This window comes from Vibrio sp. 10N.222.48.A3 (assembly GCF_041475345.1).
Taxonomy (GTDB): domain Bacteria; phylum Pseudomonadota; class Gammaproteobacteria; order Enterobacterales; family Vibrionaceae; genus Vibrio; species Vibrio tasmaniensis_A.
Genome location: NZ_JBFRVX010000572.1, coordinates 1 through 1,549 on the forward strand (window position 1 = coordinate 1; position 1,549 = coordinate 1,549).

Genomic DNA, 1,549 nt, shown 5'->3' on the forward strand with positions numbered 1-1,549 from the left:
ACAACTTAACCTTGATTACACCAAGGTCTACGCGCCAGCGGATGGCGTGATTGGTAAACGTAGCGTCCGTGAAGGCTTGCTGATTCAAGCAGGCGCGCCATTGATGAGTTTGGTACCAAACAACCAAGTGTGGATTGAAGCTAACTTCAAAGAAACTCAATTAAGCGGTATTCATAAAGGCCAAACCGTAGAAGTCGAACTGGATGCCTTTCCGGGTCAACCACTTGAAGGCGTGGTAGACAGCTTCTCCCCTGCGACTGGCGCTAAGTTTGCGCTCCTACCACCAGAAAACGCGACCGGTAACTTCACTAAAATCGTTCAGCGTGTACCGGTGAAAATTACGATTCCAGATCAGCAAGAGTTGAAAGGTCGACTGCTCCCTGGTTTGTCTGTGGTAGCGACCATCGATAAACGAGGCTAGACCATGAGTAACACTGGTGTTGTCACCCAAACAAATGATGATGACGAGGTTTCGAGACGCCATTGGATCGCCCTTTTTGGCGGCTTAATCGGCGCGTTTATGGCGATCTTGGATATTCAGATCACCAACTCGTCTCTCAAAGACATTCAAGGTGCGCTGTCTGCCACCTTGGATGAAAGCTCGTGGATCTCTACGTCTTACCTAGTCGCAGAGATGATCGCTATCCCACTCAGTGGTTGGCTTTCTAAAGCGTTCGGTAAACGCCGTTATATCACGTGGACGACGGCCATCTTCACCATTTCATCTTTGCTGTGTTCATTCTCTTGGAATATGACCTCAATGATCGTGTTCCGAGCGATGCAAGGTTTTAGTGGTGGCGCTTTAATCCCGCTTGCTTTCTCGCTAGTGATTCAGCTTTTGCCTGTCAACAAGCGTGCCGTGGGTATGGCATTGTTCGGCGTAACGGCGACGTTTGCTCCGTCTATTGGCCCAACGTTTGGTGGCTGGTTAACAGAGAACTTCTCGTGGCACTATATTTTCTACATCAATATTCCGCCCGCTCTACTCGTGATCACCATGATCCGATATGGCTTAGACGATGAAAAGCTCGACCTTGGCACGCTGAAAAAAGCGGACTGGTTTGGTATCGCGACCATGGCGTTAGGGCTCGGTTGTTTGGAAGTCGTGCTAGAGGAAGGTAACCGTGAAGAGTGGTTCAGTTCGAGCTTCATCATAGGCTTGAGTATTGTGTCTGCAGTGAGCTTAGTTTACTTCGTGATAAACGAACTCCAACACAAAAAGCCATTGGTGAATTTGCGGCTATTGCGGGATGGGCAATTTGCTATGTCTTGTATCGCCTATTTGATTCTAGGGATGGCATTGCTCGGCTCTATCTATGTGCTGCCAATGTATCTCACTCAAATTCAGCAATACAATGCGATGGAGATTGGTGAAGTCTTGATGTGGATGGGTTTCCCACAGTTGTTGATATTCCCAATCGTTCCTAAGCTGACGCAAATCATTAAGCCTAAGTACTTAGTGACCTTTGGTTTCGCGATGTTTGGCTTCAGTTGTTACGTGAATACACATATGACGATTGATTTTGGTGGCCAACAGTTGATCTTGTCC

At 47.7% G+C, this 1,549-nt stretch carries 2 protein-coding genes; both read left to right on the forward strand.

Going from position 1 to position 1,549, the window contains the following annotated elements; genetic code table 11:
- Window positions 1-421 (forward strand): HlyD family secretion protein (locus AB4653_RS16310; protein ID WP_372104738.1); only part of this gene is annotated, 421 nt, incomplete at its 5' end.
- Between the two features lie 3 nt (window positions 422-424).
- The coding region (locus AB4653_RS16315) for a DHA2 family efflux MFS transporter permease subunit (protein ID WP_372104741.1) at window positions 425-1,549 on the forward strand (1,125 nt) is incomplete at its 3' end.